The sequence below is a fragment of the Clostridium gallinarum genome, assembly GCF_014836325.1.
In the GTDB taxonomy this organism is placed as follows: Bacteria; Bacillota; Clostridia; order Clostridiales; family Clostridiaceae; genus Clostridium; species Clostridium gallinarum.
In genome coordinates, this window is record NZ_JACSQZ010000122.1 from 1 (window position 1) to 1,998 (window position 1,998).

A 1,998-nucleotide genomic window follows, 5' to 3' on the forward strand; every position below is an offset into this window, starting at 1 on the left:
ATTTTCAAAAGAAACTATAAGATTTTGATTAATTTGATTGTAAAGATACATTTTTATATCATAATAAAAATAATTATTAATATCTATTAATAGAAATATAAAAATCCCTATATAAACTAAACATAAGGGAAGAAAAATACTAGCATCACCTTGATAAAATAAACTTTTATTAAAATATTTCTTCATCAATTACCTTCCCCTCTATTCTATTTATAAATACCTCTTCTAAACTTAAATCTATCTCTTCAATAAATAAAGGCTTAAATTTATTTATATGTTCTTTAAAACTATCATCATTATTTTCTATTACAATAGTAAATACTCTTCCCACTTGATTTATATTAAATATACCTTCAAAACTTAAATCTTCAATATATACAGGCATATCAAAAGCTACTTGTATTTTCTTAACATTACGTTTTATATTTTCTAAAGAATTATAATATTCTATTTTCCCTTCATTAAGAATTAAAACATCGTTACAAATTCTTTCAAGCTCCATCAAATTGTGAGAGCTAACTATGACAGATTTATCTCCATTTGCTACTTCTTCTACAATCATTTTAAGCACTTTTTCTTTTAAAATTGGATCTAAGCCAGAAGTAGGCTCATCTAATATTAATAATTCTGCATTTAATGAAAATGCAACCATTAAATTAACCCTCATTTTCATTCCCTTCGATAACTGAAGAAATCTCTTATTTAATGGTATTTTAAATATCTTATTTATTTTATAAAACTTTTTTTCATCAAATTTATTATATATAGATTTATAAAATTTAATTATTTCTCTTAAGGTTATTAAATAAAAACTATTATGCTCATCTGGAACATAAGCTATTTTTTCTTTTATCTTAGAATTATCATAAACTTCTTCTCCATTATATAAGATTTTTCCCGAAGTTCCTTTATAAATACCAACAATACCTTTAATTAAAGAAGTTTTACCAACTCCACTAGGGCCAACTATTCCTAATACCTTTCCTTTTTCTAAAGAAAAGTTTATGTTTTCCAAAATTTTATTTTCTCCATATTCTAAAGAGAAATCTTTTAATTCTAGCACATTATCCCCTCCTTTTCCCAGGAAATACTTTTATAACCTTTAAATACTATCAATATTTTAATTTAAAAATATTCTTAAATACACCATTGAATTTTTCTAATTATTGATATGAAAAATTATAAAAATCAATTACATATCCTTCTCCTTCGTCAACTACAATTAGATAAATAATAACAGGTATTTCATTAACATCATTTATATTCTCTATTGTCCCATCTTCTCTTATTTCACTTTTTTCTGGATCATTATAACTTCCATATCCAACTAATTTAAACACTCTTGGATTTTCATCTCTACTATAATTAGATATTTTCTTAAAAGAATCCTCATATTTTTCTTTAATATTAATTAATGAATTATATTCTACTTCTTCAAGATCATAACTAAATAAAATTGGTACTGTCTCATAAATAGTTCTATTCCAACCCTCTTCTCCACAATATAATCTATATCTTTTAGATATACTTTCTAAGAAATCCCTAGAAGGAATAGTATAATAACCATTATCATTCTTTATATAATCATATTTATTTATATACCCAATAAATTTAGCTATTGCTTTTTCTGGAGTATCAAAGTTTTCCCTTTTCTCATATATCTTTTCTCTATTACCTAAAGCTGAAACCATAGAAAAAGCTAATAAAACTCCAGCAATAGCTAAAAAAAGTGATTTCTTCATATCTTTACCTCCTAAGAATATAAAAAAATACTAAGTGCATTATGTAACATAGTACACTTAGTATTATATGGAATTTAAAATTTTAATTCAATTAAATTTTCCTTAATATTACCTTAATATTATTTTCATTATTATATTATAATATATATAAGTTTAAAATTTATATAATAACTCACTTAATTGACATATAAGTTTTGTGTACGTATAATTATTACGTTAACTAAAAGTACTAAATATACTGGAAGGAGTATAATAA

2 protein-coding genes and 1 pseudogene are annotated in these 1,998 nt (G+C 22.8%); all 3 read right to left on the minus strand.

From position 1 onward, the window contains the following. A pseudogene (locus H9660_RS16230) lies at nucleotides 1-186 on the minus strand (hypothetical protein); the annotation flags it as partial. Continuing rightward, nucleotides 170-1,063, minus strand: a complete 894-nt coding sequence (locus H9660_RS16065; RefSeq protein ID WP_191751376.1) for an ATP-binding cassette domain-containing protein — start codon at nucleotides 1,061-1,063, stop codon at nucleotides 170-172. The gene H9660_RS16065 and the pseudogene H9660_RS16230, both read right to left, overlap by 17 nt. Nucleotides 1,064-1,163: 100 nt before the next feature. Further along, the gene (locus H9660_RS16070) at nucleotides 1,164-1,742 is read right to left on the minus strand and encodes a hypothetical protein (protein WP_191751377.1); all 579 of its coding nucleotides are present in this window, start codon (nucleotides 1,740-1,742) and stop codon (nucleotides 1,164-1,166) included. Nucleotides 1,743-1,998: the final 256 nt, after the last annotated feature.